Consider the following 26,310-nt stretch of genomic DNA (forward strand, 5'->3'; position numbering starts at 1 on the left):
GACGAATGACAGGATACGGAACATGAAGCAGATGATCGCCGCCCGCGCCCATGCATCGGGCGAACTCAAGCTGGAAACGGTGGACGTGCCCGAGCCGGAAGCGGGCGAGGTGCTGGTGCGGGTGGCCAGCGCGGGCATCGCGCCGGGCATCACCAAGCTGCTGGCCAAGGGGCGCTTTCGCCACCTGCCGACCACGCTCGGCCATGAAATCGCCGGCGTGGTGGCCGAGGCCGGCAACGGCGTCGATCCGGCCCTGGTTGGCCGGCGCGTGCGCGTCTCGCCCAGCCTGACCTGCGGACGCTGCGAATACTGCCTGAGCGGGCGCGAGCCCATGTGCCCGTCCACCGCGATGATCGGCCACGCGGCCTTCGGCACCGGCCCCATGCCGCTGTACGAGCGCTATCACGACGGCGGCCTGGCCGAATACGTGCGCGTGCCCGCCACCCACGTCGATCCGCTGCCGGACAACGTCAGCTTCGACGTGGGCGCCAAGCTGCACGACCTGGGCAATGCCGTGCGCGCGCTGCGGCAGACCGGCATGCCGGCCTCCGGCCGGCTGGTCATCACCGCCGCCACCGGCACCATGGGCACGGCCTCGATCAAGTTCGCCCGTTTTTTCGGCGCGCGCGAGCTGGTGCTGGTCGGACGTTCCGGCTCGCGCCTGGAGGCCCTGCGCCCGCTGGCCGGCGGCCTGCCCGTGCGGACGGTGGCCCTGGAAGACCTGCCGGGCTGGGAGGACGACGAGGGCCTGACGCGGCGCCTGGGCGAACTGCTACCCCAAGGGGCCGACGCGGTGCTGGATTTCTTCCCGTCGGGGCCGGGCACCGCGCAAGCCATGGCGGCGCTGGGCACGGGCGGCGCGCTGGTTCACATGGGCGGCAACACGTCCATGCTGCCCTTCTCGATCCGGGACATGATGCATCACTGCTGGCGCTTCGTCGGCACCCGTTCCTGCACGAAAGAGGACACGGACCTGGTGCTGGACCTGCTGGCCTCGGGCCAGGCCGCCGCCGACGATCTCATCACCCACCGCTTTCCGCTGTCGCGGCTGGCCGAGGCCATGGAGGCCACCGGCAGCCGCAAGGAACCGATCTGGATGGCCATCGTGCATCCGGATGCCGTGTAACCGCTTTTCCTTCGCCCGCCATGACCGATACGCCGACGATGCATCCCTACCGCCGCTTTTCCCTGGCCGAACGCGACCGCCGATGGAAGGCCGTGCGCCGGCGCATGGCCGAGGAAGGTCTTGCCGCCATCATCGCGCCGCCCAATCCGGGCAATTCCACCGACTGGCAGGCCGATGCCCGCTACCTGTCCCACTGCGGGGGCGGAGCCGACACGTCCATAGGCGTGGTCTTTCCTCTGGAAGGCGAGGTCACCGTCGTCGCCACCTCGGCGCAGGAACGGTGGGGGCCGCTGGTGCAGGACTGGGTGGCGGACGTGCGCACCGTCAACCGGCAGTTCGGCGCCGCCATGGGCGAGCGGCTGCGGGAACTGGGTCTGGACGGGCAGCGCATCGGCATCAGCGGGCTGGTCGGCGGGACCCGTACCCCCGAGGGCACCATCATGCACGGCACCTACGAGGCCCTGGCCCGCGCGGTGCCGAACGCGAGCTTCGTCGAGGTGGGCGAGCTGATGCAGGACGTGCGCGAGATCAAGAGCCAGGAGGAGATCGACGTCCTGCAATGTTCCATCGACCTGGTCGAGCGCGCGCTCGAGGCGCAATTGATCGCGGCCCAGCCCGGCGTGCCCGACTACGTCGTCTGGGCCGAGACCATGCACGCCATGTTTCGCCGGGGCTCGGAGCTGTCGGTGCATTTCAACTGGGTCAGCGGCGATAATCCCGGCCGCACGCTCACGCGGCCCACCGCCCGGCCGCTGCGCGGGGGGGACCTGATCCTGGGTGAGATCGAGGCCTCGGTCATCGGCTACCGCGCCCAGCGCCTGCCCGTGGTGGCGGTGAACCGCTGCCCGCCCGTCATCCGCGACCTGTCGGCCATCCATGGCGACATGTACGCCGAACTGCTGAGCGTGCTGCGCGCCGGCGCCACCGTGCGCGAGGTCATTGCCGCGACGGTGGACATCACGCGGCGCATCGCGCCGCGCAGCGGCCCCCTGGCCGGGCTGAAGGCTGCGCTCATCCTGCACGGACGGGGGCTGGGCGACGACCGGCCGCTGGTGCTGACCAAGCTTGGCGGCGACCCCTTCTACGGCGCGACCGAGCGCGCCATGGAAGCGGTGTTCCCCGAGGACGGCGTCTATATCTGCAAGCCCGCGATCTCGACCGCCGACGGCGTGTTCCAGTTCGCCTGGGGCGACACGGTGCGCGTCGCCCCAGGCGGCGCGCGACGCATGGGCAGGATGCCCCACGGCGTGCAGGTCTCGGAACCCGGGCCGTTCACCGACTGGCCCACCGACGTCACGGTGCTGGGCGGGGCATAGCGGGGCCCGCCACGCTGCGGGGGAATGCGCTACGATGGGCGCGGCCAAAAAGGCATCCCACCGGAGCGGGCATGGAGAACAGGACGCCGATCGATCCCTACCGCAAGATCAGCGCGCGCATCATCCCCCTGATGATGCTGCTCTACCTGATGGCCTTCCTGGACCGGGTGAACATCAGCTTCGCCGCGCTGACCATGAACCAGGACCTGGGTTTCACGCCCACCATCTTCGGCTGGGGCGCCGGCATCTTCTTCATCGGCTACTTCCTGTTCGAGGTCCCCAGCAACGTCATCCTGGAAAAGGTCGGCGCGCGCCTGTGGATCGCGCGCATCATGGTCACCTGGGGCCTGATCTCGGCGGCCATGGCCTTCGTGTCGGGCACCGCGAGCTTTCTTACGCTGCGCTTCCTGCTCGGGGTCGCCGAGGCGGGATTCCTGCCCGGCATGCTGCTCTACCTGACCTACTGGTTCCCGGCCCGGCACCGCGCGAAATTCATCGCCCTGTTCATGGCGGCGGTGCCGCTGGCCAGCGCGATCGGTTCGCCCATCTCCGGCCTGCTGGTCGGCATGGACGACCTGATGGGGCTCAAGGGCTGGCAATGGCTGTTCATCCTGGAGGGCCTGCCCTCGTGCGTGCTCGGCATCGTGGTCCTGTTCGCGCTGCCCGACCGTCCGGCCAATGCGAAATGGCTGTCGCCGGAAGAATGCGGAATCGTCGAGGCCGACCTGGCGCGTGACCGGCTGGCCGCTACCGGCCGCAGCCACCACGCCATGTGGCCGGCCCTGGTGGACCGGCGCGTGCTGGTGCTGTGCGGCGTGTATTTCGGCATCGTCATCGGGCTGTACGGCATCGGCCTGTGGCTGCCGCAGATCGCCAAGGCGATGGGATACTCGAATGCCGCGGTCGGCTTCATCGTGGCCGCGCCCTATGCCGTCAGCGCGGTGGCCATGCTGGCCTGGGGACGCCGCAGCGACCGCAGCGGCGAACGCGCAGGCCACGTCGCGGCCGCGGCCCTGGTCAGCGTCGCCGGGCTGCTCGCCAGCCTTTACTTCGGCACGCCGTGGATCGCGCTGTGCTGCCTGGGCCTGGCCTCGGTCGGCATCTATGCCTGCCTGGGGCCGTTCTGGGCCATGCCGCCGCTGTTCCTGCAAGGCACGGCCGCGGCGGGCGGCATCGCGTTGATCAACTCGGTCGGCAATCTGGGCGGCTTCGCCGGCCCCTACCTGATGGGATGGATCAAGGAGCGCACCGGCAGCTTCTCGCTGGGCATGGCCGCGTTGGCCGGCTGCCTGGGCGCGGCCGCGATACTGGCGCTGTCGCTGAAACGGGAAATGCGGGCGATGCGTGACGCGCGGGCGCCGGATCCGGGCCAGGCCTAGGTGTTCATGGTGTCCTACGCGGGGTCCGTTCTTGCCAGGCAATACGCGGCGGTGTCGTAGGGCAGCGTCACGGCGGCGTGGCCGCGCAGTTCGGGCTCGGCCTGGATCAAGGCCTGTAGCCGCTGGTCCACGCCGGCTCGCTGTTCTGGCGGCAGCGCCGAGATGAAGCTGGTGGAGCGCACCCGGTTCAGGATGACGTCTTCCGGGGATCCGGTGTGGCCGTTGGCGTAGTGCCGCTCGTCCATGGGCCCGAAGCCCGGGTGGGGAAAGGCCTGGCGCCAGGCGCCGGTGTAGTAGCGCGGCGCGTCGCCCTCGAATTCGTTGACGATGCGGTCGATCGCGGCCACCCAGGGGACGTTTGCGTCGCGCATGTTCCAGACCAGCCCCAGCCGGCCACCGGGCTTGAGCACGCGATGGATCTCGTCCAGGGCTTCGGCCGTGGCGAACCAGTGGAAGGCCTGCGCGCACACGACCACGTCGACGCTGGCATCGGGCAGCGGGATGGCGTCGGCCGTGCCGACCAGCGGCCGGACCCCGGGATGGGCCGCGGCCAGCTTGTCCAGCATGGCGGCCACCGGTTCCACGGCGATCACGCTGGCGCCGGTGGCAAGCAGGCGGGGCGTGAACTTGCCGGTGCCCGCGCCCAGGTCCAGCACGGTGGCGCCGGCATGCAGGCCCAGCGTGTCGCGCAGCCACCACGCGATTTCCGGCGGATAGTCGGGACGCCCGCGGACATAGGTGTCGGCCCCTTTGGTGTAGCCGTCGGCGGCCGAGTGATGGATGGAGGTCGTGCTGTCCATGTGTTCTCTCCGTGAAAGCGCGGGGGCGATCTGTTTTACCATGCGCGTTTGCCGGGCAAGGAGGCCGCATGCAGGAAATCAACTGGGACGACTTCATGAAGGTCGAGCTGCGCGTGGGCCGCGTCGTCAGCGCCGAGGTGTTCGCCCAGGCGCGCAAGCCGGCCTACGTGCTGCACGTGGATTTTGGCGAGGAGCTGGGTGTGCGCAAGTCCAGCGCGCAGATCACGCATCATTACCGGCCGGAGGAACTGGTGGGCCGGCTGGTGGTGGCGGTGGTGAATTTCCCCCGCAAGCAGATCGGACCGTTGATGTCGGAGTGCCTGGTGACGGGCTTTCACGACGAGAACGGCCACGTCGCCCTGTGCGTGCCGGACAAGGACGTGCCGCCGGGTACGCGTCTGCTCTAGCCTGTCGTATGGCCGCGTCGCGCGAGCCATTCCTCGCGCGTGATCTCCCAGATCTCGCTGGGCAGCCTGCCCGACACGTAGCCGCGCTCCTCGGTGGCCACCACGCGCATGCCGCCGCGCGCGGAGATCCGGCTCGAAGCGATATTGGCCGCGGCCTTGGGCACTCGCAGCAGGCGCTTGTCCAGCACTTCGAACCAGTAGGCGGTGGCCGCCACGGCGGCTTCCGTCATCAGTCCCCGGCCTTGCCATTCCGGCGCGATCCAGAAGCCGCGGTTGTTGTCCGGGCCGTCCATCAGGCTGATCACGCCGATCAGGCGGTCGGGCTCCTGCCTGGGCCGCAGGCTCCAGTGCCACTCGCGGCCCTGCGCCATGGCCGGCAGCGCCGCATCGCGCAGAAACACGAACGCGCCGTCTTCGGGATAGGGCCAGGGAACGCGGTCGGCCAGGAAGCGCACGATTTCCCAGCGCGCGAAGGCATGTTGGATGGCCGGGGCATCGGCCAGCGTCAGGGGAGGCAGCAGCAGGCGCGGCGTGGAAAGCGCGGGAATGGGCATGGCCTACTCCGCCGCGGGTTTCCAGCCGATGGAGCGCGATACGTCCTGGGTTTCCTCGACCAGCGCCGCGGCGATCTCGGCGGCGCTGGGCACGATCGCCTGGCCGGGCGGTTCGCGGAAGATCAGCGTGATGACGGTGGACAGCGCGCCCTGGTAGTCGAGGATGGGCGCGGCCAGGGCCGACAGGTTGTTGACGTAGTGGCCGTGGTTCTCGGCATAGCCGCGTGCGCGCACGGCCTGCCTCGTCTGGTCCAGGTCGGCGGCGGCCATGCGTTCGCCCCGCGCCTTGGCGCGCGCGACTTCCTTCTGGATGAAGGGTTTGGTGATGGCCGGCGGGAGGTGGGCCATGAAGGCGATGCCCGAGGCCGAGGTCAGAACCGGGAACACCGATCCCAGGCCGAGGTCGGTGCCGATCAGGAAAGTGCTGCGCTTGAGCCGTATGCAGGTCGGCCCCGATTCGCCCCACACGCACAGCAGGCCCGTCAGGTCGAAGCGCGTACAGATGCGGTCCAGGGCCTGCGAGGCCAGCGTGAAGACGTCGGTCTTGGTCATGGCCGACACGCCCCAGCGCAGCGCCTGCGGCCCCAGGCCGTAGTGGCCGGTGGCCGGGTCCTGCACCACCAGCCCCGACTTGGCGAAGCTGGTCAGGTAGCGGTGCGCCTGGCTGGCCGAGATGCCGGCGTCCCTGCCGATGTCGCGCAGCGGCAGCGAGCCGGTGGCGGCCGCCAGTGCGTCGATGACCCGCACGCCCACTTCGACGGACTGGATGCCTTTCTTTTCGCGCACGGCGGGCGCCGCGGCACTCTTGGGCTGTTTCGATGCGGGCATGCGGGGCAACCTGTCAGGTAATGGACGCAATCATGATGGTCCGCCCAGGGCCCGCTCGACCGCAGCTTCGGCATGCAGCCGGGTGGTGTCGTAGCAGGCGAGCGACGGCGCCGCGCCGTCCAGCAGCAGCGGCAGTTCGGTACATCCTACGACGACCGCCTGCAGGCCGGCGAGCCGCATTCTATCAATGACGGCCAGCAGGCGCTGGCGCGAATCCGGGTCGATGCGGCCGCGCGTCAGTTCGTCGACGATGATGGCGTCGATGGCCGCGCAGTCCTCGGGAGGCGGCGGGACCAGTTCGATGCCGTGATGGTCGCGGTACCAGTCCGCATAGAAGGGCGACTGGGTGACGTGGCGCGTGCCGATCAGGCCGGCCCGGCGCACGCCGGCGGCCTGTAGGGCCGTGGCCGTCGGGGTGCCGATGTGCAGCAGGGGCAGGCCGGCGCCGCGTTCGACCTCGTCGGCGAAACGATGGGCGGTGTTGGCCGTCAGCAGGAAGAAGCCGGCGCCGGCCCGCGCCAGTCGTTGGCCGGCCTGGACCAGCGCGCCGCCGACGTCGGCCCAGCGGCCCGCGGCGCCCGCCTGCAGCAGCGGTTCGAAGTCCAGCGTGACGAGGACGCTTTCGGCGTTGTGGTGGCCGCCGGCACGGCGCTGCATGGCTTCGTTGAGCAGCCGGTAGTACAGGGCCGACGATTCCCAGCTCATGCCGCCTATGAGGCCGATCAGCTGTGTCTGTGGCATGGTCACAGTCCTCCGATGGGGCCGGCGCGCGTGCGCAGGCCGGGTAGCGCCAGCGTGGCGATGACGAACAGGCCGGTCAGGAACTTGAGGTCGGACGGATGCAGTCCGCTGGCCAGGCCCAGCGATACCAGCTGGTAGTAGACGATGGAGCCGACGACCGGCGCGCAGACCTGGCGGGCGACGGTATGGCGCCCGACCAGCGCCTCGCCCACGATCAGCGAGGCCAGGCCGTTGATCAGGATGCCCAGGCCCATGGTGACATCGGCATAGCCCTGCTGCTGCGCCAGCAGCGCGCCGCCCCCGGCAACGATGGCGTTGGCCAGCGCAAAGCCGCCGACGATATAGCTGGCCGACCGGATGGACAGGGCCGGCGCGAGCCTGTCGTTGGCGCCCACGCAGCGCATGGACAGGCCGATCTCGGTGCGGAACAGCCACACCAGCGCCAGTACGCCCGACATCGCCAGCGCGCCGAAGACCGCCACCTGCCAGCCGTTGGACAGCAGGATGGTTGCCGAGACCGCGTCGAACACGTTGTGGCCCGATGGCAGCGAGGCGTTGGGCTTGCCCAGCACCCGCAGGTTCACGCTCCAGAGCATGGTGAATACCAGGATGCCCGCCAGCAGCGAGTGGATGCGAAAGCGCAGGTGCAGCCACGCGGTGGCGGCGCCCGCCGCCGCGCCGGCCGCCACCGCCAGCAGGGTCGAGGCGAACGGGTCGAGCCCGGCGATCACCAGCGCCGCGGCCAGGCAGCCGCCCAGCGGCAGGCTGCCTTCGCAGGTCAGGTCGGGCAGCGACAGGATGCGGAACGGGATCATGATGCCCACCGCGACCGTCGAATAGATCAGGCTTTGCACGAGGGTGACGGGTATCAGGAACCAGAAGCTTTCGAGTAGGGCCATCATGGGTCAGCTCAGCATCATGCGGTCGTCCGCGATATGAAAACGTTCCACCAGGTCGGCCACGCTCAGGCCTTGCTTGTCGGCGGCGGACAGGTCGGCCCGTACCGCGCCGTCGGCCATCATGACGATGCGGCTGCCGTACTGCAGCGCGTGTTCCATGTTGTGCGTGACCATCAGCGTGGTCAGCCGGAGCGCCGCCACCAGGTGGCGCGTGGCTTCCATGACGGCGGCGGAGGTCCGCGGGTCGAGCGCGGCCGTGTGTTCGTCCAGCAGCAGTACCTGGGGGGCCTCGAGCGTCGCCATGACCAGGGCCAGCGCCTGGCGCTGCCCGCCGGAGAGCAGGCCGGCGCGGGCGCCCAGGCGATCCTCCAGCCCCAGGCCGAGCCCCGCCAGCGCCTCGCGGTAGCGGTCGCGGCGGCGGCCTGTGAGCGCCTGCCGCCACCCGCGCCCGCGCGCCCGCATTTCGGCCAGCACCAGGTTTTCTTCCACGCTCAGCATGGGCGCGGTGCCTGTCATCGGGTCCTGGAAAACGCGCGCCACGCAGCGCGAGCGGCGGTGTTCCGGGCTGCGCGTGACGTCCTTGCCGGCGATCTCGATCGTGCCCGAATCGGGCAGCAGCGCGCCGGCCACGAGGTTGAGCAGGGTGCTCTTGCCGGCGCCGTTGCCGCCAATGACCGCGACGAACTCACCGTCGGCCACCGACAGGTCGAGGTCACGGGTGGCGGTCTTGGCGTCGGGCGTGTTGGCGTTGAACGTCTTGCACAGGCGGGCGATGCGGATCACGGCGCGCTACCCGGTTGGCCGACGACGCAGTTGCAGTCCTTGTAGGCCGCCGGCACGGACAGGTTCAGCGCCTTCAGCCGGGCCGCGCTGAACAGCGGATGGTGATCTTCCGGGGCGGGACGCCATGCCGGGATGGCCTGGGCGTTTTCGCCCTTCAGAATGCGGCCGGCGATGCGGCCGGCGGCTTCGCCCGACTGTTCGAAGGACACGGCCAGGGCCGCGGCCGCCTGGTTCTGGCGGACCATCTCGGGAATGGTGGTGACGACCGGCAGCTGCGCCCGCTCGGCCGTGGCGGCGATGGTGGCCGCCCCTTGCTGGATGCGCCCGGAAGCCACCGGGTAGAGGGCATCCACCCGGCCCCGCGCCGACTGCACGCGTTGCGGCAACTCGGATGGGCTGTCCACGCCTATCTTGACCAATGCGATGCCGTGTCTGCCGGCGACGGGGGCCAGCCCGTCCAGCGCGGCGGTCGAGCTGTCGTCGCCCGTGTCGTACAGCACGCCCAGGCGCTTCAGGCCCGGGATGACGGCCTTGAAGAAGGTCAGCACCGCGTCGTAGTCCAGCGCCACCGACGATCCGGTCAGCAGCCGTTCCCCGCTTTTCCAGCCGCCGACCAGGCCGGCATGGACCGGGTCGGCGATGGGCGTGAACACGATGGGAAAGCTGCGCGTGCGCAGCTGCTGTATGGCCGTGAGCGAGACGGGCGTGGCGATGGTCACCATGAGGTCCGGATTGCCGCTGGCCAGCTTGTTGAGCATCTGCGGGATGAGCGACCGGTCGAAATTGACGTTGGTCTCGTCCAGCGCCAGGTTCTCGCCCGGCTTGAACCCTTCCGCCGCCAATCCTTTCCTGAAGCCGGCGATGGTGGCGTCGAGCGTGGGATGCGGCCCCCATCCGGCGATGGCGACCTTCTTGTTCTGGGCTTGGGCGGGCACGGACGCGCATGCCGCCAGTACCGCAGTGAAAACCAACTTGGACAGCGTTCGCATGGCTCGGCTCCAAAGTTTGAGTCATTGCACTATGAACAACATGTTGGATACTATACAAAACGAAAAAACGCGGCAATGGTGCTTTTCCCTCTTTGCTCATGACTGTCTTCCGCACAAAGGAGCTGCCTTGAAAGCCGTTTACTTCAATGAACATGGCGATCTGTCCGTGCTGCGCCACGGCGACGTGCCCGAGCCCGCCGTGCCGGCTGGCTGGGTCAAGATCCGGGTCCGGGCGACCAGCTTCAACCATGCCGATCTGTTCTCGCGCCGCGGCATGCCGGGCATCAAGGTGCAGTTGCCGGGCATCAACGGTTCCGACTGCGCGGGGGACATCGCCGAACTTGGCGAAGGCGTGACAGGGTGGAAAGTGGGCGACCGCGTGCTGCCCATCCCGCACCAGGTCGACTGGACCGCGGGCACCTTCGACATGCTGGGCGAGAACCGCAACGGTGCCATGGCCGAGTACTGCGTGGTGCGCGCCAGCCAGTTGATGCGCCTGCCCGACAACGTGTCCTACGAGGACGCGGCCTGCCTGCCGTGCGCCTATGGCACGGCCCACCGGATGCTGCATGGCCGCGGGCGCATCCAGGCTGGCGAGACCATCCTGATCCTGGGCGCGTCGGGCGGCGTGGGCAACGCCTGCGTGCTGCTTGCCAAGATCGCCGGCCTGCGCGTGATCGCCGCCGCGGGCGATGCGGACAAGTGCCGCCGGCTGGAGGAAATGGGCGCGGACGAGACGATCGACTATACCCAGGCGTCGTTCGATCAGGTCATCCGGGAGAAGACCGGTTCGCTGTTGCGCGGTGGCGGCGTGGACGTGGTCGTGAACTTCACGGCGGGCGACACGTGGCTGCCGTCCATGCGCTGCGTCAAGCGCTTCGGCCGCCTGCTGTGCTGCGGCGGTACCGGCGGCTACAAGGCCGTGACCGACATTCCCTATCTGTTCACGTCGGAAATGAGCATCATCGGCTCCACCGGCTGGACCCTGGAAGACCAGGAGCAATTGGTGGCGATGGTGGCCGACGGCCGGCTCAAGCCGGTCATCGACCGGATCGTGCCCCTGTCGCGGGCCATCGATGCCTACGGCGCGTTCGAGCGGCGCGAATTCTTCGGCAAGATCGTCGTGACGCCGTGACGGGGGCGCCATGATTCCGTCCGACACGGTATTCGCCAGCGCGGCCGATGCGGCCCGGTTCGCCGCCGTGCCGCCTTCCGGGCGGTTGCCGGCGCGCGATCTGCCGCATCTGTTCGCGCTGGCGGCCCGGCGGCGCCCGCGGGCGCTTGCCATCCGCCATCTGCCCCGGGGGCTGCTGGGCGACGCGCCCGAGGACTGGACCTTCGAGCGCCTGCACGAGGCCGTGCTGCGGGTGGCGGCCAACCTGGCGGCCGCGGGCATCGGCGCCGGCGACACCGTTGCCGCGCTGCTACCCAACGGCCCGCAGACCGTGGCCGTGGTGCTGGGCGCGCAGGCGGTGGGCGTGGTGGCGCCGATCAATCTCTATCTCGAAGCCGGCGAGATCGCCACGCTGCTCGATGCCATGGCCGCCCGCGTGCTGGTGGCCGATGGCGAGGTGATCGAAGCCAAGCTGGAGGCCATACTCGCGGCTTGCCAATCGCCCCCCAGGCTGCTGCGCCGGGCCGACCTGCTGGCGCCGCCGCCGGCGCCTTGTCCGCTGCGCGAGCGCGGCGCCGAGCAGGTGGCGCTGTTTCACACGGGCGGTACCACCGGCCTGCCCAAGCTGGTGCCGCTGACGGGCGACAACTTCGCCGTCTGCGCCCTGTTCTCCAGCTATGGCTACGGCTACGCCGAGTCCGACCGCGTGTACGCCGCCATGCCCATGTTTCACGTTGGCGGGCTGCTGGCCAGCGCGCTGTTTCCGCTGGTCAATGGCGCCTCGATCGTCATCGCCGGCGAACTGGGCTACCGGGGGCCGGGCACGGTGGCCGATACCTGGGCCCTGGCCGAGCGCGAGCAGGCGACGGTGCTCATCGCTCCGCCCACGGTCATGGGCCAGCTGGCGCAAAGCATGCCGTCCAAGGCGCGGGTGCCCGCGCTGCGCCTGCTGGTCAATGGCGCGGCGGCGCTGCCGGTGTCCATCGGCAACGCGCTGGTGGATCGCCTGCGGGTGCCGTTGACCGAACCGTGGGGCCTGACCGAAGCCTGCCTGGCCGTGACCTCCATGCCCCTGCACGGCCCCCGCCGCGCGGGATCGGTCGGCGTGGCGCTGCCGTACTGCCGCGTCAAGGCCGTGCGGGTGGATGCGCAGGGCCGCGAGACCGGCGACTGCGGCGTGGACGAGATCGGCGTGCTGGCCATCAGCGGCCCCAGTGTGTTCGCCGGCTATCGCGGCGTGGCGCCCGGGCGCCAGCCGTTCTTCCGCGACGGCTGGCTGGACACCGGCGACCTGGGGCGGGTCGATGCCGACGGCCATGTGTGGATCACCGGCCGCGCCAAGGACCTGATCAAGCGCGGCGGCCACGGCATCGATCCGGCGGTGATCGAGACCGCGCTCTACGCCCATCCGGCCGTGGCGCTGGCGGCGGCGGTGGGCCGGCCCGACGCCTACGCCGGCGAGCTGCCCGTGGCCTACGTGCAGCTCAAGCCCGGCCACCTGGCGCTGCCCACCGAATTGCTGGCGCTGGCGACCCGTTCGATCACCGAGCGCGCTGCCGTGCCCAAGGACGTCATCGTGCTGGACGCCCTGCCTCTGACCGGCGTGGGCAAGGTCAACAAGACCCTGCTGCGCCTGGATGCCGCGCACCGCAGCTTCGAGGCCCTGCTGCGCGAACTGGTGGGCAGCGGCCAGCGGGTGGGCCTGGAGGTCGCGCCCCATCCCCGCTACGGCACCTTCGTGCGCGCGCGCGTGCCGTCCATCCACGTGGAGGGCGCGCGCCGGCTGCTGGCGCAGTTTCCCTACCAGCACGAAGTGCTGGCCCTGTAACCCGAATCAGACATGGAACCGAAACCGATGAACACGAGCAGCCACGGCATCGAAGAGCTGGATCACCTGATGACCTACGTGGCCGACCTGGATGCCGCGGGCACGGCCTACGAGCGGCTGGGGTTCCGGCTGACGCCGGTGTCGAACATCGCATCCATGGGCATCGCCAACCGGCTGGTTCCCATGCGTCCGCGCACGCCGGGCGCCGCCAACTTCATCGAACTGATGGGTGTGGCCGATGCCTCGCTGCTGCCCGCTCCCATGCGCGAGGTCCTGTCGGGCGCGCCGGGCATCAAGTCCATGGTGATGATGACGGGCGATGCGCAGGCCGCGCATCGCATGCTGGTGGACGCGGGCTATCCGTTCGCCGCCCCTTCGCACGTACGGCGCGAGTGGGCGATTCCAGGAGAAGGCTCGGTCTGGCCCGAGTTCGACGTGCTCCTGCCCATTCCCGCGCCGCTGAAGTTCAACGTCTGCCAGTACCACAACGTCGAGCTCTACCTGCGCGAGGACTGGCTGGAGCATCCCAATACGGCGGAATCGCTGCTGGCCGCCATCGGGGTGGCCAGCGACGCGCGGTCCGCGGCGGCCTACTTCGAGCGCCTGTTCGGCGTCGCGGCGGTGCGGAGCGCCGACGGCGGCCACGCCGTGTCGCCCGGCAGGACCGAGCTGGTGCTGTACGAGCCGGCCGCCTTCGAGGCGCGCTTCGGCTGTCCGGCGCCGGCCGCGGGCGATGGCGTGGCCTACGCCGGCATGCGCATCGCCGTACGCGACCGCGATCGCCTGGCCGCGCTGCTGGACGCCAACGGCGTGCCGCATGCGCGGGTTGGCGGTATCGTGGTCGATCCGCGTTCGGCGTGCGGCAACGTGATCGAATTCGTCGAACGGACGCCATGAGGGAAGCCGCCATGAATCCGCTCGAGGAAATCCAGGCCTATCGCGACGAACTGGTCCGCATCCGCCACGATCTTCATGCGCACCCCGAGACCGCGTTCGAGGAAGTGCGCAGCGCCGCTCTGGTGGCCGACACGCTGGAGTCGCTGGGCATCGAGACGCATCGCGGCATCGCGCGTACCGGCGTGGTGGGTGTGCTGCGAGCCGGCCGCGGCACGCGCGCCATCGGCCTGCGCGCCGACATGGACGCGCTGCCCATGACCGAGGCCAATACCTTCGCCCACCGGTCCCACCGTGCCCGGCAAGATGCACGGCTGCGGCCACGACGGCCACACCGCGATGCTGCTCGGCGCCGCGCGCTACCTGGCGGCGCACCCCGATTTCGACGGGACGGTCCACTTCATCTTCCAGCCCGCCGAGGAAGGCGAAGGCGGAGGCCGCCTGATGGTCGAGGAAGGCCTGTTCCAGCGCTTTCCCATGGATGCGGTCTACGGCATGCACAACATTCCCGGCATGCCGGCCGGCACCTTCGGCGTCATGCCGGGGCCGATGATGGCCTCGTTCGACCTGCTCGACATCGAGGTGCGCGGCCAGGGCGGCCACGCGGCCTTCCCCCATGCGGCCAACGATCCGGTGCTGGCGGGGTCGGCGCTGGTCTGCGCCTTGCAGGGCATCGTCAGCCGGCGGGTGAGCCCGCTCGACTCGGCCGTGGTGTCGATCACCACCTTCCACGCGGGCGAGACCCACAACGTCATTCCGCCCTCGGCCCGGTTGTCGGGCACGGTGCGCGTATTCAAGGACGAGGTGCGCGACGCGGTCGAGGCGGACATCCGCCGCATCTGCGAGGGCGTGGCGCATACGCACGGAGTGGAGATCGAGCTGCGCTACGACCGCCGCTATCCGCCCACGATCAATACCGAAGCCGAAGCCGCTCTGGCCCGCGACGCGGCGGTGGCCCTGGTGGGGTCTTCCCGGGTGTTGACCCAGGCACAGGCCCTGATGGCGGCCGAGGATTTCGCCTTCATGCTGCAGGCCCGGCCCGGCGCCTATGTCTGGATAGGCAACGGAGAAGGCCGGGAAGGCGGCTGCATGGTGCACAACCCCCACTACGACTTCAACGACGCGATCCTGCCGCTGGGCAGCGCGTACTGGGTGTCGCTGGTCCGGACGGCGCTGCCGCGGGCCGGCCTGGAACAAGGATCTTCATCATGAACGACGCTTCTTCTCCTTCCGCCATGACCACCGGCGACATCCAGAAATGGCTGGACGCGTCGCCCTTCATCGGCTTCCTGGGCCTGCGCTGCGACCAGGCCGACGTCGCGGCCGGCACGCTGTCCATGACCATGCCCATGCGCCGCGAACTGGAGCGCGGCGCGGGCGGCAGCCAGTTCCACGGCGGCGCCATCGCCTCGCTGATCGACACCGTAGGCTGCTTCGCGCTCATCATGGGCACGAAGCAGCCCGTTCCCACCATCAACTTCCGCGTCGACTATCTGCGGCCGTCGGCCGGCACGGGGTTGACCGGCAAGGCTCGGGTCCGGCGCGCGGGCAAGACGGTGGGCGTGGTCGACGTCGACGTGTTCGACGACCAGGGACGACTGGCCGCCGTGGGCCGGGGCTGCTTCGGCATGCCGGCGGCCTGAGCATGGACGCGCACGCGGCGGGGCCGCTGGCCGGCCTGCGCATCCTCGACCTGACGCGTTTCCTGCCCGGTCCGCTCGCCACGCAGCAACTGGCCGACCTGGGCGCGGAAGTGACCAAGGTCGAGGAACCCGCGGGCGATCCCGCCCGCCGCATGGGCCCGGGCCGCGGCCCGGTGTCCGAGGTCTTCCTGGCGATCCACCACGGCAAACGCTTCGCGACGCTGGACCTGAAGGCCGCGCAGGGGCGCGACGCCCTGCTGGCGATGGCGCGGAACGCGGATGCGCTGGTCGAAGGGTTCCGGCCCGGCACGATGGCGAAACGGGGTCTGGGCTGGGAGACGCTGCACGCGGCCAACCCGCGCCTGGTGCTTTGCTCCATCAGCGGCTATGGACAGTCCGGTCCCTGGGCGCGGCGGGCGGGCCATGACATCAACTATCTGGCCCTGTCCGGCGCGCTGCACCAGAACGCCGGGCGGGACGGGATGCCAGTGCTGCCCGGATTGCCGGTGGCGGACGCCCTGGGTGCGCAAGCCGCCGCCACGGCGCTGTTGGCCGCGTTGATCGAGGCCGGCCGCACGGGGCGGGGCCGCCACGTGGACGTGGCCCTGGCCGACGCGCCGTTCGCCCAGCACGTGCTGGCCCAGGCCGAGGTGCGCGCAGATGGTCGCGCCGAAGCGCCGGGCCACGGCCTGCTGACCGGCGGGGCACCCTGCTACGGCGTCTACCGCTGCGCGGACGGCCGTCATCTGGCCGTGGGCGCGCTGGAGTTCAAGTTCTGGACGGCGCTGTGCGAGGCCTTGCGGCGGCCGGACCTGGCTGCCTGCCACTGGAGCCAGGGCATGGCGCCGGGCGGCGCGGACTCGCTGCGCGTGCGGGGCGAGCTGGAGCGGATATTCCTGAGCCGCGACATGGATGCCTGGGCGGCGCTGCTGGAGCCCTGCGACTGCTGCATCACGCCGGTGCTGCGCATGGAAGAGGCCATGGCTCATCCATACCATGCGGCGCGCGTTCGCGTACCGGCATCGGTCAGCTCGCCGCCGCGCCCGATGCCGCCAGCTCCCTGAGGCCGGCCTTCGATATCTTGCCTACGCCGATGCGGGGGAAATCCTGGACGAATACGACCTCGCGCGGCACCTTGTACTTCGCCAGTTCCCGCCGGCATGCCGCGATGATGGCGTCGGCCAGCCCCGTGACGCCGCCATCCGCCGGCAGCCGCACGAAGGCGATGGGAACTTCGCCGTAGACGGCGTCGGGCCGGCCGACCACGGCCACTTCGCTCACCCGGGCCACCGTCCGGATGACCCGTTCTATCTCGGCCGCCGAGACGCCTTCGCCGCCGACCTTGAGCAAGTCCTTGGCGCGGTCGCCGAACTGGATCGAGCCGTCTTCATGCAGCAGCACGTTGTCGCCCGTCCTGAAGTAACCGTCATCGTCGAAGGCATCCCGCGTTGCTTGGGCATTACCGAAGTACTCGGCGAAAAGAGTGACCCCCCGTATGCCCCGGACCAGAAGATTGCCGCGTTCGCCGGGCAGGCAGTCGCGGCCCCGGTCATCGACGATGCGCACGCCGTAGCCGGCGGATGGGCGTCCGATGGCGCCCGCCCGCGGGGGCGACCACGGATCGGTGACGATGCCTTGCGCGACCATTTCGGTCATGCCCCAGGCTCCCATCATCCTCATGCCGAAATGGGCCTCGTGCTCGGGCAGCCACAGCGCATTGCACCATTGCCGGAAGGCGTGGCCGCGGGGAACGGGCATACCCGCCAGCACGTTGGCGCTGAAGATGACGTGAGACCCCACGGTGCTGCGATGCTCGAGCGCGACCGGCCAATAGCGGCTGGCCGAGAAGCGGGGCTGCAGGACGATGCTGGCGCCGGCCCAGAGCGCGGGAAAGACCGACCACGACAGGCCGACCACGTGGAACAGCGGCAGGAAGACCTGAAAGACGTCGTCGCCACGCAGGCCTTGCTGCATGGCGCCAAGCCTGCCGGCCCACAGGGTATTGGCATGCGTCCATGCCACGCCCTTGGGGCGCGAGGTCGTGCCGCTCGTGAACAGCACGGACAGCGGCGCGGACGCGTCGGGCGGGCGTTGCGGCGCGGGCGCGGCCAGCAGCGCGGCATGGCGCTCGTCGGGCCGTGGCGCGGTGGCGGCGTCGGCGGGCTGTCCGGCATCGTCGTCGGTGATCGCCAGCCATTTCAAGCCGGGGCAATGGCCGCGGATCTTTTCCGCGAATTTCGGATGCGTGACAGCTCCGCAGGCCTCGGTCAGTTCGGCGAAATAGGCCAGCTCCGGTCCGGCGGCCATGGCATTGGTGGGAACACAGACGGCGCCCAGATGCGCGCAGGCGAAATACGTCAGCAGGAATTCCGGACAGTTCTCCAGATGCATCAGGACGCGGTCGCCGGCGCGCACGCCGCGCCTGCCGAGGCCGCCCGCCAGCGAGGCGACCTGTCCGGCGAATTCGGCGTAGGTCCAGGTGCGCGATACGCCAGGCTCCGGCGCCCAGGTCAGGAACGGGTGCCCGGGCCGCTCGGCCGCCTTCCTGCGGAGCAACGCGGCCAGATCGTGGCCGGTGAATTGAAGCAGTGCGTCCTGGTGAGTCATGGCGGGGGATCCCACGAACCGTGCTCGAGCCAGTGTTCGAGCATCCATAGGCGGTCCACCCCCCAGAGGGGTTGGCCGTCGACGATGAAGAAGGGCACGCCGAACACCCCCTGGGCGACGGCGTGGTCCACCTCTTCCTTGAGCGCGGCCTTGATGCCGGGCGATTCCATGCCTTGGCCCAGCGCCCCGGTATCCACCCCCAGCAATGCCGCTTCCTCCAGGACCGCCTCGGTGGTGGAGATGTCTTCCCCCTTGGCCCACAGCCTGGCGCAGATGGCTCGGGCAAAGCGCGCGGCCCGCGCGGAATCGTGCCGCTTCAGCCAGAGGAAGGCGCGCAGCGCGCGGATGGGAGATACGTCCGGATGGCGCAGCTCGCATATCGGCACGCCCAGCAGGCGCGCCATGCGGTGCTTGTCCAGCCGGGAGTAATCGGCCTTGAGCGGTGTGGCCGGAACCGGCTTCAATCCCATCACCTGCAGTACCGTGACGCTCAGGAGCACCGGCCGCCAGTCCACCTGTCTGCCATGGCGCGCCGCCAGCGTCTCGATCCGGGTCGAAGCCAGGTAGCCGTAGGGAGAGATCGGATCGAAATAGAAGGCGATGGGAGAAGGCTGGTCCATGCCTACAGCTTCTCGATGCCGGCCGCCTTCACGATGCTGCTCCAGCGCGTCAGCTCGCTGGAGATCAGGCGCGAGAATTCCGCGGCCGTGCTGGTTTCCGGGTCCAGCCCCATGGCGGCATACCGTTGCCGCACTTCCGGTAGCGCGACCACGCGATGTACTTCCCGCTGCAGACGCTCGACGATGGCCGGCGGCGTGCCGGCGGGGGCCAGCAATCCTTGCCACAGCTGCACGTCAAGGCCCTTGAGTCCCAGGCTGGTAAAGGTCGGCACGCCTGGAAACGAAGGATGCTCGGCGCGCGAGGTGATCGCTATGGCCTTGAGCTTGCCTGTCTTCAAGCCGGCGCCGATGGAAATCGAGTCGGAAATGGTTGCCAGCACGTCGTTGGCGATGGCGGCATTGACCGCGTCGGTGCTGCCCTTGTAAAGAATTTCCTGGAGCCGGGAACCCGCCTGCAGGTTGAGCTGTTCGCCGATCAAGCGAAACGGCGCGGCCGCGGACGAATAATTGGCCTTTTCGGGGTGCGCCTTCGCATAGGCCAGCAGCTCGGGCAGGCTCTGGGCGGGCCCGCTCTTGTTGACGGCCATGAGGACCGGCAGCGACGCGACCAGCGAAATCGGCGAGAAATCCTTGGCGGCGTCGTACTTCACTTCCTTGTACAGCGCGGGATTGATCGCGAGCGCACCACTGGCGCCCAGCAGGATGGTGTAGCCGTCGGGCGCCGCGCGGGCCACGTACTCGGTCGCGATCATCGAGGCCGCGCCCGGGCGGTTTTCGACCACCACTTGCACCCCCAGCCCTTCGGACATCTTCTGGGCCAGCACGCGAGCCAGGATGTCGCTGCCTCCCCCGGCGGTATAGCCCACCACGAGGCGTACCGGCCGCGTCGGGTAGTCGTTGGCGAAGGCGGGAGCGTGCATGAATACGGCGAGCACGACGGCCCCCGCCGGCAGGCGTTTGCAAGGCATGGTGTCTCCTGAGTCATTGGCCGCTTCTGCTCGGCTGGCCGATCACTGGCAGGAACAATATAAGGCTTCCTTACAATGTGCGTAACGAGGGGGAACCCTAGCTCGGCCCGCTACATCTTCAACGCCCGGCCCTGCAGCTTGTCGACGACGCGGAACAGCGTCGCGCGCTCCTGCGCCGACAGGTCCGCCAGCAGGTCTTCCTGGAATTCCAGGGCCACCGGCACGATGGCCCAGTAGACTTCCTCGCCGTCATCGGTCAGGTCCAGGAAGGCTTCGCGCCGGTCGTTCTCGTTGGGCCGCCGGCGGATCAGTCCCGCCGCTTCGAGATCGGTGATCGCGCGCGAGACCATGACCTTGGTCATGCGGGTCTTGGCGCAGATATCGCGCGCGGTCATCGCGCCGTGTTCCTCTTCCGTGCCGCGCCGCTCGCCCAGGAAGGAAATCACGCGCCAGCGCGGACCGTCGATGCCGAAGCGTTCGGAATAGGCCGCATAGCTGCGCGCGAACCGGTCGGCTACCACGCTGGACAGCATGTTCAGCCGGTAGGGCAGGAAGGCGTCGAGTTGCAGGGACGGGTGTTCGCCTGCCGGGCGGGAGGAAGCGGGCGTCGATCGCTTGGTGGCCATGGGGACGAAACAGGTTCTGATGCCAAAGGGCGAATTCTAGTCCTCTTGCCGCGGCGGACGCAGGCTCGGGCCGCGCGGGCATCCGGGTTTTGCCTAGTCGCCGGACCCTCGAAAATAGCTTGACTTGGTTTCACAGGAAACCAATACTACGGGAAATTGGTTTCGTAAGAAACTAATTGCGGCGCATGGGCCGCATATCGGTTCTTCTTACTGGAGTGTCCAGGCATGGCATTGACCGAAGGCATATCGGGCAGCGGCGCACGGTATGACTCCCTGTATTTCGACTATGTGCATCATCCTTTCGAGCCGCCTGCGGAAATGCGCGGGGACGCGCCGGTGCATCAGGTCGTCGTCGCCGGCGCCGGGCCGGTCGGCCTGACGGTGGCGCTGGAGCTTGCCCGGCGCGGCATCGAGGTGGTGGTGCTGGAGGAAGACGACACCGTCAACCGGGGCAGCCGGGCGGTGGGTACCGCGCGGCGCAGCCTGGAGATCTTCGAGCGCATCGGCGCGGGCACCCGTTTCGTCGAGACCGGCGTGTCGTGGAAGGGTGGCCGCAGCTATTACCGGGACAAGCTGGTGCTGGATTTCCAGGTGCAGCAGGATCCGCGGCTCAAGCATCCCCCCATGGTGTCGCTGGCGCAATGCCACGTCGAGCAGTACCTGTACGAGGCGCTGAGCGCCTATCCCAACGTGTCCCTGCGCTGGTCGTCGCGCGTGGAGCAGGTCGAGCAGGATGGCGAACGGGTGATCGCCCGGGTCCATACGCCGGCCGGGTCCTACGCGCTGCATGCGCGGTGGCTGGTGGCCTGCGACGGCGGCCGCAGCGCGGTGCGCCGCTCGCTGGGCAAGGAGTTGCAAGGCAGCGTGTACGAAGGCCGCTACCTGATCGTCGACATCCAGATGCGCAGCAAGGAGCCGCCCGGCCGGCGCGTCTGGTTCGATCCGCCGGCGTTTCCCGGGGCGACCATCATCATGCACAAGCAGCCTTTCGACATCTGGCGCATCGACTACCAGTTGCTGCCCGACGAGGACCTGGAACAGGAGATCCAGCCCCAGCGGGTGCGCGAGCGGGTGACCGAGTTCCTGGCCTCGATAGGCGAGACGGCCGACTGGCAGATCGACTGGATCAGCCCGTACCGCGCGCACAGCCTGACGCTGGACGACTACCGCGAAGGCCGCGTGCTGTTCGCCGGCGACGCCGCCCACCTCGTGCCCATCTTCGGCGCGCGCGGCATGAACGGCGGTGTGGACGACGCCCACAACCTGGGCTGGAAGCTGGCCTGCGTGGCCGCCGGCCAGGCCTCGTCCGCGTTGCTCGACACCTATTCGATCGAACGCGTGGACGCGGCCAGGCAGAACATGGCGCTGGCGGAAAAAAGCACGTGCTTCATGACACCGCCCACGCGCGGGCACGCCATCATGCAGGAAGCGGTGCTGTCGCTGGCGGTAAGCGAGCCCTTCGTGCGCGAACTGATCAATCCGCGCCAGGTGACGGAACTGCGCATGACCGGTTCGGCGCTGCGCCTACCCGATGACGGGTCGTTCAGCCGCGGCCCCGCGCCGGGGGCCGTGTGCCCGAACCTGCCGTGCGGCGCATCGGCTGGCGGGCCGGTCTTCCTGCACGACCGGCTGGGCAAGGATTTCACGCTGCTGGCATTCGGCGACGACGGGCTGGCCGGCAAGTCGCGGCGCCTGGACGCGCTGCGGACCTCGATGGACCTGCCGTTCGGCCTCGATGCCGTGGCGGTCGACGATGACGAGGCCGCCGGGGCGTTCGACGCGAAGCCGGGTACGGCCTATCTCGTCCGGCCCGACGGCCATGTGATGGCGCGGTGGCGCGCCTGGGAACCCGAAACGGTGTTGCCGTGCCTGACGCGCGCGGTGCAGGGTAAAGAGGAGTCCATTCATGCTGGTTGAACAGACATTGCCCGCGGGGCTGCTGGAACGTAATTGGGAGGCACTGGCCGTCGCGTTGAACGAGGCCGGGCCGGACAAGGAGGCGGTCTTCCTGGCCAAGGTCGCCCTGGCGCTGTCGTCCATGCTGCCCGACCCCGGCAGGCTGGCGCAGGTCATCGAGGTCGCGTTGCGCGACCTGCGCCACGGGGAGCAGGCATGAGCGCGCCCGACAAACGCATCGCCATCGCCGGCGCCGGTATAGGCGGCCTGGCCGCCGGGCTGGCCCTGCTCAAGCAGGGCTTCGACGTGGACATCTACGAGCAAGCGGCCGAGCTGGGCGAGGTGGGCGCCGGCGTGCAGATCAGTCCCAACGGTACGCGGCTGCTCCAGGCCTGGGGGCTGGGCGACGCCATGCTTGAGCTGGGCACCCAGACCCAGGGCAAGGAGATCCGCGTCTGGAACACCGCGGATGCCAACCGCTACCTGGAACTGGGTGCCGCGTCGGTGTCGAAATACGGCGCGCCTTACCTGACGTTCCACCGCGCGGACCTGCATGCGCTGCTGCTGGACGCCGTGCGCAAGGAAAAGCGCGACGCCATCCACCTGAACGCCGCCTTCGCCTCGCTGGAGACGGCGGACGGTGGCGCCGAGATGCGCCTGGCCTCGGGCCGGACTGTCCGCGCCGACGCGCTGATCGGCGCCGATGGCGTCCACTCCAAGGTGCGCCAGTCGCTGTTCGGCGCCGACCGGCCGCGCTTCACCGGCTGCATGGCCTGGCGCGGCCTGATCGAGGCGGACCGCCTGCCGGCGTCGATCAACCGCACGGGCGGCGTGTCGTGGCTGGGCCCGACCGCGCACGTGCTGACCTATCCGATCCGCAAGGGGCGGATGCTGAACTTCATCGGCATGGTGGACCGGGCGGATTGGACGGTCGAATCGTGGAACGCGCGCGGCACGATCGAAGAATGCCTGGGGGATTTCCAGGGTTGGCACGAGGACGTGATCGCCATGATCGAACGCATCGAGGTGCCCTACAAGTGGGCCCTGATCGTGCGCGACACCCTGCCCGTGTGGGTGCGGGGGCACGTGGCCCTGCTGGGCGACGCCTGCCACAGCACGCTGCCGTTCATGGCCCAGGGCGCCAACATGGCGCTGGAAGACGCCATGGTGCTGGGCCGCTGCCTGCGGCGCACGCCTGGCGACATCCCCGCCGCGCTGGCTTCGTACGAGCGCATGCGGGTCGAGCGGACCACGAGGATCGTGAACGAGTCGGCGGCCCAGATCACGCGCGTCCACGCGCCCGTGCTGGCCGAGGCCGGCAGCGCGCGCAACCACATCCAGCGCGAGTGGGAGCCGCACCGCGTCGAGGACCGCTACGACTGGGTCTATGGCTACGACGCCATCGAACAGCCTTTCGCCTAGGAGCGCCGCCATGTCTTCTTCCGCCGCCGACGACCTCGCCATACGAAGCCTGCGGCAGCGATGGGCCTTCCATCGCGACCAAGGCGATTTCGCCGGCATGGCCGGCTGCTTCCATCCGGAGGCGACGGCCAGCATCTCGTGGTTCAACGGCAAGGTCGCTGACCTGGTGCCGCTGCTGGCGGCCAGCGACGCGGCGCGCAAGCCCGGCGAACACGGCAAGCACTGGGTCGGGAACTGCCGCGTGGACCCGCGCGGCGACCGGGCCCTGCTGGAATCCGACATGGCCATCCTGATCCGCGAATACATCGACGGGCAACTGTTCGACTACACGGGCTGCTGCCGTTTCCTCGACCAGGTGGAACGGCGCAATGGCAGGTGGGGCATCCTGCACTGGACCGCGATCTTCGACAAGGATCGCCTCGATCCGGCGCAGGGCGAGGCGCCGGCGTGGCTGCGCGAGGTCGACCTGGCCGCCCCGGATGCCGGGCTGGCCTTCATGCGCCTGCGGCAACGCAGGAAGGGCCGCGACGTGCCCGCCTCCACGGTGGTAGGCGGCAGCGAGGCCGAGCGGCAATTGCGGCGCGACGCCTGGGCATGGCTGGAGCGGCGCGATGGCCAGTGAACATTCTTTATTGAACGGTGAGTCCCGCACGATGAATCCTTCCACTCTCTGGTACACCCGCTGCCCGGTGCCGACGGCGTTCGGCGTCGCCGTCGAGCGGGGCTTGCTCGATGCCGAGCTGGCGCGCGACGGCATCGTGGCGCGGTCGCTCGCATCGAGCACCGACAATCAGGTCAGGCAGTCGCATTTCCATCATTCCCAGCCCAACTCCTTTCGCCACGGCGGCAACGGTCCGCCGCTGGTGACCCGCTCGCGCGGGGGCCGGGTCAAGCTGATCGGCCTGTCGTGGAACGACAGCATCAAGCCCATGCTGGTCATGCCGGACAGCGGCATCGCGTCGGTGCGGGAACTGGCCGGCAGGAAGGTCTCGCTGCCGATACGCGCGGGCGATTCCATCGATTTCTGGAAGGCCTCGTCGCTGCGCGGCACCGAGCTCGCGCTGGCGCTCGAGGGCATGACCATGGACGACGTGGCAATGACCCCGGTCTCGACCAACCGGACGTTCATGGATGGGGCGACGGCCTCCACCGCCCAGACGGCCACTCTCTGGGGCGCGCATTGCATGCTGGGCCACCAGCGCGAGGAAGCCTTCGCCCTGGTCCGGGGCGAGGTGGACGCGCTGTACAGCCAGGGCGCGATCGCCGCCGTGGTCATGGGATTCACCGGTGCGGTCGCCATTGCCGATGCAGCCTCCAGTCCCGACCTGGCCGGCCGCGTGAACAACGATGCGCCGCTGGCCCTGACCGTGAGCGAGGACCTGCTGGCCGAGCAGCCGGAACTGGTGGCGCGCTGCCTGGCCGCGGTCCTGCGCGCGGCAGCCTGGGCGGCGGCCAACGAACGCGAGGCCAAGCGCATCATCGCCGCCGATACCGGCCTGCCCGAGGAACTCGTGGACGCGGCCTTTCCGCAAGACGTGCATCGCCAGCTCGAGGTCGACCTGCGGCCCGAGTGGGTGGAGGCGCTGCGGGTGCAGCACGACCACTTGCTGCGGCACGGTTTCCTGGCCGCGCCGATCGCCTTCGAGGATTTCGTCGACCACGGCCCGCTGCGGCGCGCCCGGGAAATACTGGCCGGCGAAGCGGCCGTGCCCCTGTGAACACAAGAAAGGAGACCGCCATGCCCGAGGAATTCACCCGCTTCCTGACCCTGTTCGACCGACTGGTCCGCTACTCCGACGACTGGGTGGCGCGCATGGATGCCGGCAAGATGGACTGGGCCCCGATCGAGAACGCCAGCACGCGCTTCGGCACGCGGGTGTCGCGCATCACCGTGCGCAGCCTGCTGATCCATACGGTGCTGGCCGAGCGCAACTGGGTGCGCGCCATTCCGGTGTGCGAGCCGGGCGGCGTCATTCCCCTGCCCAGCGATCCCGCCGCAGCGGCCCGTTTCGAAGATGGGGACCTGCGCGCGACGGCGCTCGCCCTGCACGAGGAAAACCTCGAGGCGCTGGGCCGCTATACGCCCGCGGACCTCGGCCGGAAGGTGCACTTCGTCGGCCGCGAATGGTCCGGCATGGGGCTGCTGTGGGGCATGTACGCCCACCGCGCCTTTCACGTGGGCAACATCGACATCTACCTGCGGCAGAGCGACGTGGTCGGGCCCGAGTTCTTCGAGTTCAACCCGGCCATCATGGCCTGATGCCCTTTTCTTTCATTCATTGGCGGTCCTGACCCATGACGACTTCTTCCCTACGCATCGCGGGCCTGTGCGGCAGCCTGCGCAAAGCCTCCTACAACCGGCTGGCCCTGGAGGCGGCCGGCAGCCTCATGCCGCCGGGCATGGAATTGTCGGTGCTCGACATCCGGGACTTCCCCATGTTCGACGCCGACGTCCTGGCCGCGGGCATGCCCGCGGCGGTCCGGAAGGCTCGGGAGGCCGTGCGCGGCGCCGATGCCGTGCTGATCGCCAGCCCGGAATACAACTTCTCGGTGTCCGGCGTCCTGAAGAACGCGATCGACTGGATCTCGCGGGGCGACGACCAGCCCTTCGCCGGCAAGCCGGTCGCCATCCTCAGCGCCACCCAGGGGCCGCTGGGCGGCGCGCGCTCGCAGTACGACCTGCGCAAGATCATGGTCTTCCTGGATGCCCTGGTGCTGAACAAGCCCGAGATCTTCATCGGGATGGCGCCGGCCAAGTTCGATGCGGCCGGCGCGCTGACCGACGCCCCCACCCGCGAAATCCTGGGCCGGCAGATGGCGGCCCTGGAGAAGTTCGTGCAGTTCGTGCGGCGCGGGCGGGCCTAGGGCCC

At 69.4% G+C, this 26,310-nt stretch carries 27 protein-coding genes and 1 pseudogene; 17 read left to right on the forward strand and 11 right to left on the reverse strand.

Translation table 11 applies throughout. The annotated features are described in order from the left end of the window. The first annotated feature begins 22 nt into the window (after positions 1 to 22). The 3 genes from EGT29_RS00240 to EGT29_RS00250 all read left to right on the forward strand — a co-directional run bounded on the left by EGT29_RS00240 (position 23) and on the right by EGT29_RS00250 (position 3,821). Complete coding sequence (locus EGT29_RS00240) at positions 23 to 1,126, forward strand: alcohol dehydrogenase catalytic domain-containing protein (RefSeq protein WP_124687139.1); 1,104 nt, start codon at positions 23 to 25, stop codon at positions 1,124 to 1,126. A gap of 38 nt (positions 1,127 to 1,164) precedes the next feature. Continuing rightward, positions 1,165 to 2,442, forward strand: coding sequence for a M24 family metallopeptidase (locus EGT29_RS00245; protein WP_161567632.1), 1,278 nt, complete (start codon positions 1,165 to 1,167; stop codon positions 2,440 to 2,442). Between the two features lie 71 nt (positions 2,443 to 2,513). After that, entirely contained in the window at positions 2,514 to 3,821 is a 1,308-nt protein-coding gene (locus EGT29_RS00250) for an MFS transporter (protein ID WP_124687141.1), read from the forward strand. A 14-nt stretch (positions 3,822 to 3,835) separates the two neighbouring features. Here EGT29_RS00250 and EGT29_RS00255 read toward each other — a convergent pair whose 3' ends face one another. Then, a complete protein-coding gene (locus tag EGT29_RS00255) occupies positions 3,836 to 4,621 on the reverse strand; it encodes a class I SAM-dependent methyltransferase (RefSeq protein WP_124687142.1) in 786 nt (261 codons plus the stop codon). A gap of 68 nt (positions 4,622 to 4,689) precedes the next feature. Between EGT29_RS00255 and EGT29_RS00260 the strand changes: the two genes are divergently transcribed. Then, the gene (locus EGT29_RS00260) at positions 4,690 to 5,028 is read left to right on the forward strand and encodes a tRNA-binding protein (RefSeq protein WP_124687143.1); all 339 of its coding nucleotides are present in this window, start codon (positions 4,690 to 4,692) and stop codon (positions 5,026 to 5,028) included. Here EGT29_RS00260 and EGT29_RS00265 read toward each other — a convergent pair. The 6 genes from EGT29_RS00265 to EGT29_RS00290 are packed head-to-tail and all read right to left on the reverse strand — an operon-like array spanning position 5,025 to position 9,822. Then, the gene (locus EGT29_RS00265) at positions 5,025 to 5,582 is read right to left on the reverse strand and encodes a GNAT family N-acetyltransferase (RefSeq protein ID WP_124687144.1); all 558 of its coding nucleotides are present in this window, start codon (positions 5,580 to 5,582) and stop codon (positions 5,025 to 5,027) included. The genes EGT29_RS00260 and EGT29_RS00265 overlap by 4 nt on opposite strands. Before the next feature lie 3 nt (positions 5,583 to 5,585). Then, entirely contained in the window at positions 5,586 to 6,410 is an 825-nt protein-coding gene (locus EGT29_RS00270; RefSeq protein ID WP_124687145.1) for an IclR family transcriptional regulator, read from the reverse strand. 30 nt (positions 6,411 to 6,440) lie between these two features. Beyond that, entirely contained in the window at positions 6,441 to 7,151 is a 711-nt protein-coding gene (locus EGT29_RS00275) for an aspartate/glutamate racemase family protein (RefSeq protein ID WP_124687146.1), read from the reverse strand. A gap of 2 nt (positions 7,152 to 7,153) precedes the next feature. After that, positions 7,154 to 8,053, reverse strand: coding sequence for an ABC transporter permease (locus tag EGT29_RS00280; protein WP_124687147.1), 900 nt, complete (start codon positions 8,051 to 8,053; stop codon positions 7,154 to 7,156). A gap of 3 nt (positions 8,054 to 8,056) precedes the next feature. Beyond that, entirely contained in the window at positions 8,057 to 8,833 is a 777-nt protein-coding gene (locus tag EGT29_RS00285) for an ABC transporter ATP-binding protein (protein ID WP_124687148.1), read from the reverse strand. Continuing rightward, positions 8,830 to 9,822, reverse strand: coding sequence for an ABC transporter substrate-binding protein (locus EGT29_RS00290; protein WP_124687149.1), 993 nt, complete (start codon positions 9,820 to 9,822; stop codon positions 8,830 to 8,832). The genes EGT29_RS00285 and EGT29_RS00290 overlap by 4 nt, the downstream gene beginning before the upstream one ends. A 127-nt stretch (positions 9,823 to 9,949) precedes the next feature. Between EGT29_RS00290 and EGT29_RS00295 the strand changes: the two genes are divergently transcribed. From EGT29_RS00295 to EGT29_RS00320, 6 genes and pseudogenes are all read left to right on the forward strand, one after another. After that, a complete protein-coding gene (locus EGT29_RS00295) occupies positions 9,950 to 10,957 on the forward strand; it encodes a zinc-binding dehydrogenase (protein WP_124687150.1) in 1,008 nt (335 codons plus the stop codon). 10 nt (positions 10,958 to 10,967) lie between these two features. Beyond that, positions 10,968 to 12,764, forward strand: a complete 1,797-nt coding sequence (locus tag EGT29_RS00300) for an AMP-binding protein (RefSeq protein WP_124687151.1) — start codon at positions 10,968 to 10,970, stop codon at positions 12,762 to 12,764. Between the two features lie 27 nt (positions 12,765 to 12,791). Then, entirely contained in the window at positions 12,792 to 13,661 is an 870-nt protein-coding gene (locus EGT29_RS00305) for a VOC family protein (protein ID WP_161567633.1), read from the forward strand. 11 nt (positions 13,662 to 13,672) lie between these two features. Beyond that, a pseudogene (locus EGT29_RS00310) lies at positions 13,673 to 14,870 on the forward strand (M20 aminoacylase family protein). Then, positions 14,867 to 15,301, forward strand: coding sequence for a PaaI family thioesterase (locus tag EGT29_RS00315; protein ID WP_238160245.1), 435 nt, complete (start codon positions 14,867 to 14,869; stop codon positions 15,299 to 15,301). Before EGT29_RS00310 ends, EGT29_RS00315 begins: the two are co-directional and overlap by 4 nt. A gap of 2 nt (positions 15,302 to 15,303) precedes the next feature. Then, complete coding sequence (locus tag EGT29_RS00320) at positions 15,304 to 16,365, forward strand: CaiB/BaiF CoA-transferase family protein (RefSeq protein ID WP_124687153.1); 1,062 nt, start codon at positions 15,304 to 15,306, stop codon at positions 16,363 to 16,365. On the opposite strand, the gene EGT29_RS00325 is transcribed toward EGT29_RS00320, so the two are convergent. From EGT29_RS00325 to EGT29_RS00340, 4 genes are all read right to left on the reverse strand, one after another. Beyond that, positions 16,328 to 17,908: a class I adenylate-forming enzyme family protein gene (locus tag EGT29_RS00325; RefSeq protein ID WP_161567634.1), complete on the reverse strand. Its 1,581-nt coding sequence runs from the start codon at positions 17,906 to 17,908 to the stop codon at positions 16,328 to 16,330. The two genes, EGT29_RS00320 and EGT29_RS00325, sit on opposite strands and share 38 nt — an antisense overlap. Beyond that, the gene (locus EGT29_RS00330) at positions 17,905 to 18,528 is read right to left on the reverse strand and encodes a 2-hydroxychromene-2-carboxylate isomerase (protein WP_124687155.1); all 624 of its coding nucleotides are present in this window, start codon (positions 18,526 to 18,528) and stop codon (positions 17,905 to 17,907) included. Before EGT29_RS00330 ends, EGT29_RS00325 begins: the two co-directional genes overlap by 4 nt. 2 nt (positions 18,529 to 18,530) lie before the next feature. Next, positions 18,531 to 19,496 (reverse strand): tripartite tricarboxylate transporter substrate binding protein, encoded by a 966-nt coding sequence (locus EGT29_RS00335; RefSeq protein WP_124687156.1) that lies wholly within the window; start codon positions 19,494 to 19,496, stop codon positions 18,531 to 18,533. A 110-nt stretch (positions 19,497 to 19,606) separates the two neighbouring features. Then, entirely contained in the window at positions 19,607 to 20,122 is a 516-nt protein-coding gene (locus EGT29_RS00340; RefSeq protein ID WP_124687157.1) for a MarR family winged helix-turn-helix transcriptional regulator, read from the reverse strand. Positions 20,123 to 20,347: 225 nt separating this feature from the next. Here EGT29_RS00340 and EGT29_RS00345 point away from each other — a divergent pair, with 225 nt between their 5' ends. From EGT29_RS00345 to EGT29_RS00375, 7 genes are read left to right on the forward strand one after another with little or no spacing between them, the layout of a single operon-like run. After that, positions 20,348 to 22,039: an FAD-dependent oxidoreductase gene (locus tag EGT29_RS00345; RefSeq protein ID WP_124687158.1), complete on the forward strand. Its 1,692-nt coding sequence runs from the start codon at positions 20,348 to 20,350 to the stop codon at positions 22,037 to 22,039. Beyond that, complete coding sequence (locus EGT29_RS00350; protein ID WP_124687159.1) at positions 22,029 to 22,238, forward strand: DUF2783 domain-containing protein; 210 nt, start codon at positions 22,029 to 22,031, stop codon at positions 22,236 to 22,238. The genes EGT29_RS00345 and EGT29_RS00350 overlap by 11 nt, the downstream gene beginning before the upstream one ends. Beyond that, a complete protein-coding gene (locus tag EGT29_RS00355) occupies positions 22,235 to 23,440 on the forward strand; it encodes an FAD-dependent monooxygenase (RefSeq protein ID WP_124687160.1) in 1,206 nt (401 codons plus the stop codon). The genes EGT29_RS00350 and EGT29_RS00355 overlap by 4 nt, the downstream gene beginning before the upstream one ends. Positions 23,441 to 23,450: 10 nt before the next feature. Beyond that, positions 23,451 to 24,062, forward strand: coding sequence for a nuclear transport factor 2 family protein (locus EGT29_RS00360; protein ID WP_161567635.1), 612 nt, complete (start codon positions 23,451 to 23,453; stop codon positions 24,060 to 24,062). A gap of 31 nt (positions 24,063 to 24,093) precedes the next feature. Then, positions 24,094 to 25,158 carry an ABC transporter substrate-binding protein gene (locus EGT29_RS00365; protein ID WP_161567636.1) on the forward strand — a complete coding sequence of 355 codons (1,065 nt, stop codon included), beginning with the start codon at positions 24,094 to 24,096 and terminating at the stop codon, positions 25,156 to 25,158. Between the two features lie 20 nt (positions 25,159 to 25,178). Continuing rightward, positions 25,179 to 25,700: a DinB family protein gene (locus EGT29_RS00370; RefSeq protein ID WP_124687163.1), complete on the forward strand. Its 522-nt coding sequence runs from the start codon at positions 25,179 to 25,181 to the stop codon at positions 25,698 to 25,700. Between the two features lie 35 nt (positions 25,701 to 25,735). After that, the gene (locus EGT29_RS00375; RefSeq protein ID WP_124687164.1) at positions 25,736 to 26,305 is read left to right on the forward strand and encodes an NADPH-dependent FMN reductase; all 570 of its coding nucleotides are present in this window, start codon (positions 25,736 to 25,738) and stop codon (positions 26,303 to 26,305) included. Positions 26,306 to 26,310: the final 5 nt, after the last annotated feature.

The sequence above is a fragment of the Pigmentiphaga sp. H8 genome (assembly GCF_003854895.1).
GTDB lineage: Bacteria > Pseudomonadota > Gammaproteobacteria > Burkholderiales > Burkholderiaceae_B > Pigmentiphaga.

What these genes read in the sequence shown, in the direction of transcription:
- EGT29_RS00240 (WP_124687139.1), top strand. Translation starts at nt 23, where the DNA reads ATGAAGCAGATGATCGCCGCCCGCGCCCATGCATCGGGCGAACTCAAG.
- EGT29_RS00245 (WP_161567632.1), top strand. Translation starts at nt 1,165, where the DNA reads ATGCATCCCTACCGCCGCTTTTCCCTGGCCGAACGCGACCGCCGATGG.
- EGT29_RS00250 (WP_124687141.1), top strand. Translation starts at nt 2,514, where the DNA reads ATGGAGAACAGGACGCCGATCGATCCCTACCGCAAGATCAGCGCGCGC.
- EGT29_RS00255 (WP_124687142.1), bottom strand. Translation starts at nt 4,621, where the DNA reads ATGGACAGCACGACCTCCATCCATCACTCGGCCGCCGACGGCTACACC.
- EGT29_RS00260 (WP_124687143.1), top strand. Translation starts at nt 4,690, where the DNA reads ATGCAGGAAATCAACTGGGACGACTTCATGAAGGTCGAGCTGCGCGTG.
- EGT29_RS00265 (WP_124687144.1), bottom strand. Translation starts at nt 5,582, where the DNA reads ATGCCCATTCCCGCGCTTTCCACGCCGCGCCTGCTGCTGCCTCCCCTG.
- EGT29_RS00270 (WP_124687145.1), bottom strand. Translation starts at nt 6,410, where the DNA reads ATGCCCGCATCGAAACAGCCCAAGAGTGCCGCGGCGCCCGCCGTGCGC.
- EGT29_RS00275 (WP_124687146.1), bottom strand. Translation starts at nt 7,151, where the DNA reads ATGCCACAGACACAGCTGATCGGCCTCATAGGCGGCATGAGCTGGGAA.
- EGT29_RS00280 (WP_124687147.1), bottom strand. Translation starts at nt 8,053, where the DNA reads ATGATGGCCCTACTCGAAAGCTTCTGGTTCCTGATACCCGTCACCCTC.
- EGT29_RS00290 (WP_124687149.1), bottom strand. Translation starts at nt 9,822, where the DNA reads ATGCGAACGCTGTCCAAGTTGGTTTTCACTGCGGTACTGGCGGCATGC.
- EGT29_RS00300 (WP_124687151.1), top strand. Translation starts at nt 10,968, where the DNA reads ATGATTCCGTCCGACACGGTATTCGCCAGCGCGGCCGATGCGGCCCGG.
- EGT29_RS00305 (WP_161567633.1), top strand. Translation starts at nt 12,792, where the DNA reads ATGAACACGAGCAGCCACGGCATCGAAGAGCTGGATCACCTGATGACC.
- EGT29_RS00315 (WP_238160245.1), top strand. Translation starts at nt 14,867, where the DNA reads ATGAACGACGCTTCTTCTCCTTCCGCCATGACCACCGGCGACATCCAG.
- EGT29_RS00320 (WP_124687153.1), top strand. Translation starts at nt 15,304, where the DNA reads ATGGACGCGCACGCGGCGGGGCCGCTGGCCGGCCTGCGCATCCTCGAC.
- EGT29_RS00325 (WP_161567634.1), bottom strand. Translation starts at nt 17,908, where the DNA reads ATGACTCACCAGGACGCACTGCTTCAATTCACCGGCCACGATCTGGCC.
- EGT29_RS00330 (WP_124687155.1), bottom strand. Translation starts at nt 18,528, where the DNA reads ATGGACCAGCCTTCTCCCATCGCCTTCTATTTCGATCCGATCTCTCCC.
- EGT29_RS00335 (WP_124687156.1), bottom strand. Translation starts at nt 19,496, where the DNA reads ATGCCTTGCAAACGCCTGCCGGCGGGGGCCGTCGTGCTCGCCGTATTC.
- EGT29_RS00340 (WP_124687157.1), bottom strand. Translation starts at nt 20,122, where the DNA reads ATGGCCACCAAGCGATCGACGCCCGCTTCCTCCCGCCCGGCAGGCGAA.
- EGT29_RS00345 (WP_124687158.1), top strand. Translation starts at nt 20,348, where the DNA reads ATGGCATTGACCGAAGGCATATCGGGCAGCGGCGCACGGTATGACTCC.
- EGT29_RS00350 (WP_124687159.1), top strand. Translation starts at nt 22,029, where the DNA reads ATGCTGGTTGAACAGACATTGCCCGCGGGGCTGCTGGAACGTAATTGG.
- EGT29_RS00355 (WP_124687160.1), top strand. Translation starts at nt 22,235, where the DNA reads ATGAGCGCGCCCGACAAACGCATCGCCATCGCCGGCGCCGGTATAGGC.
- EGT29_RS00360 (WP_161567635.1), top strand. Translation starts at nt 23,451, where the DNA reads ATGTCTTCTTCCGCCGCCGACGACCTCGCCATACGAAGCCTGCGGCAG.
- EGT29_RS00365 (WP_161567636.1), top strand. Translation starts at nt 24,094, where the DNA reads ATGAATCCTTCCACTCTCTGGTACACCCGCTGCCCGGTGCCGACGGCG.
- EGT29_RS00370 (WP_124687163.1), top strand. Translation starts at nt 25,179, where the DNA reads ATGCCCGAGGAATTCACCCGCTTCCTGACCCTGTTCGACCGACTGGTC.
- EGT29_RS00375 (WP_124687164.1), top strand. Translation starts at nt 25,736, where the DNA reads ATGACGACTTCTTCCCTACGCATCGCGGGCCTGTGCGGCAGCCTGCGC.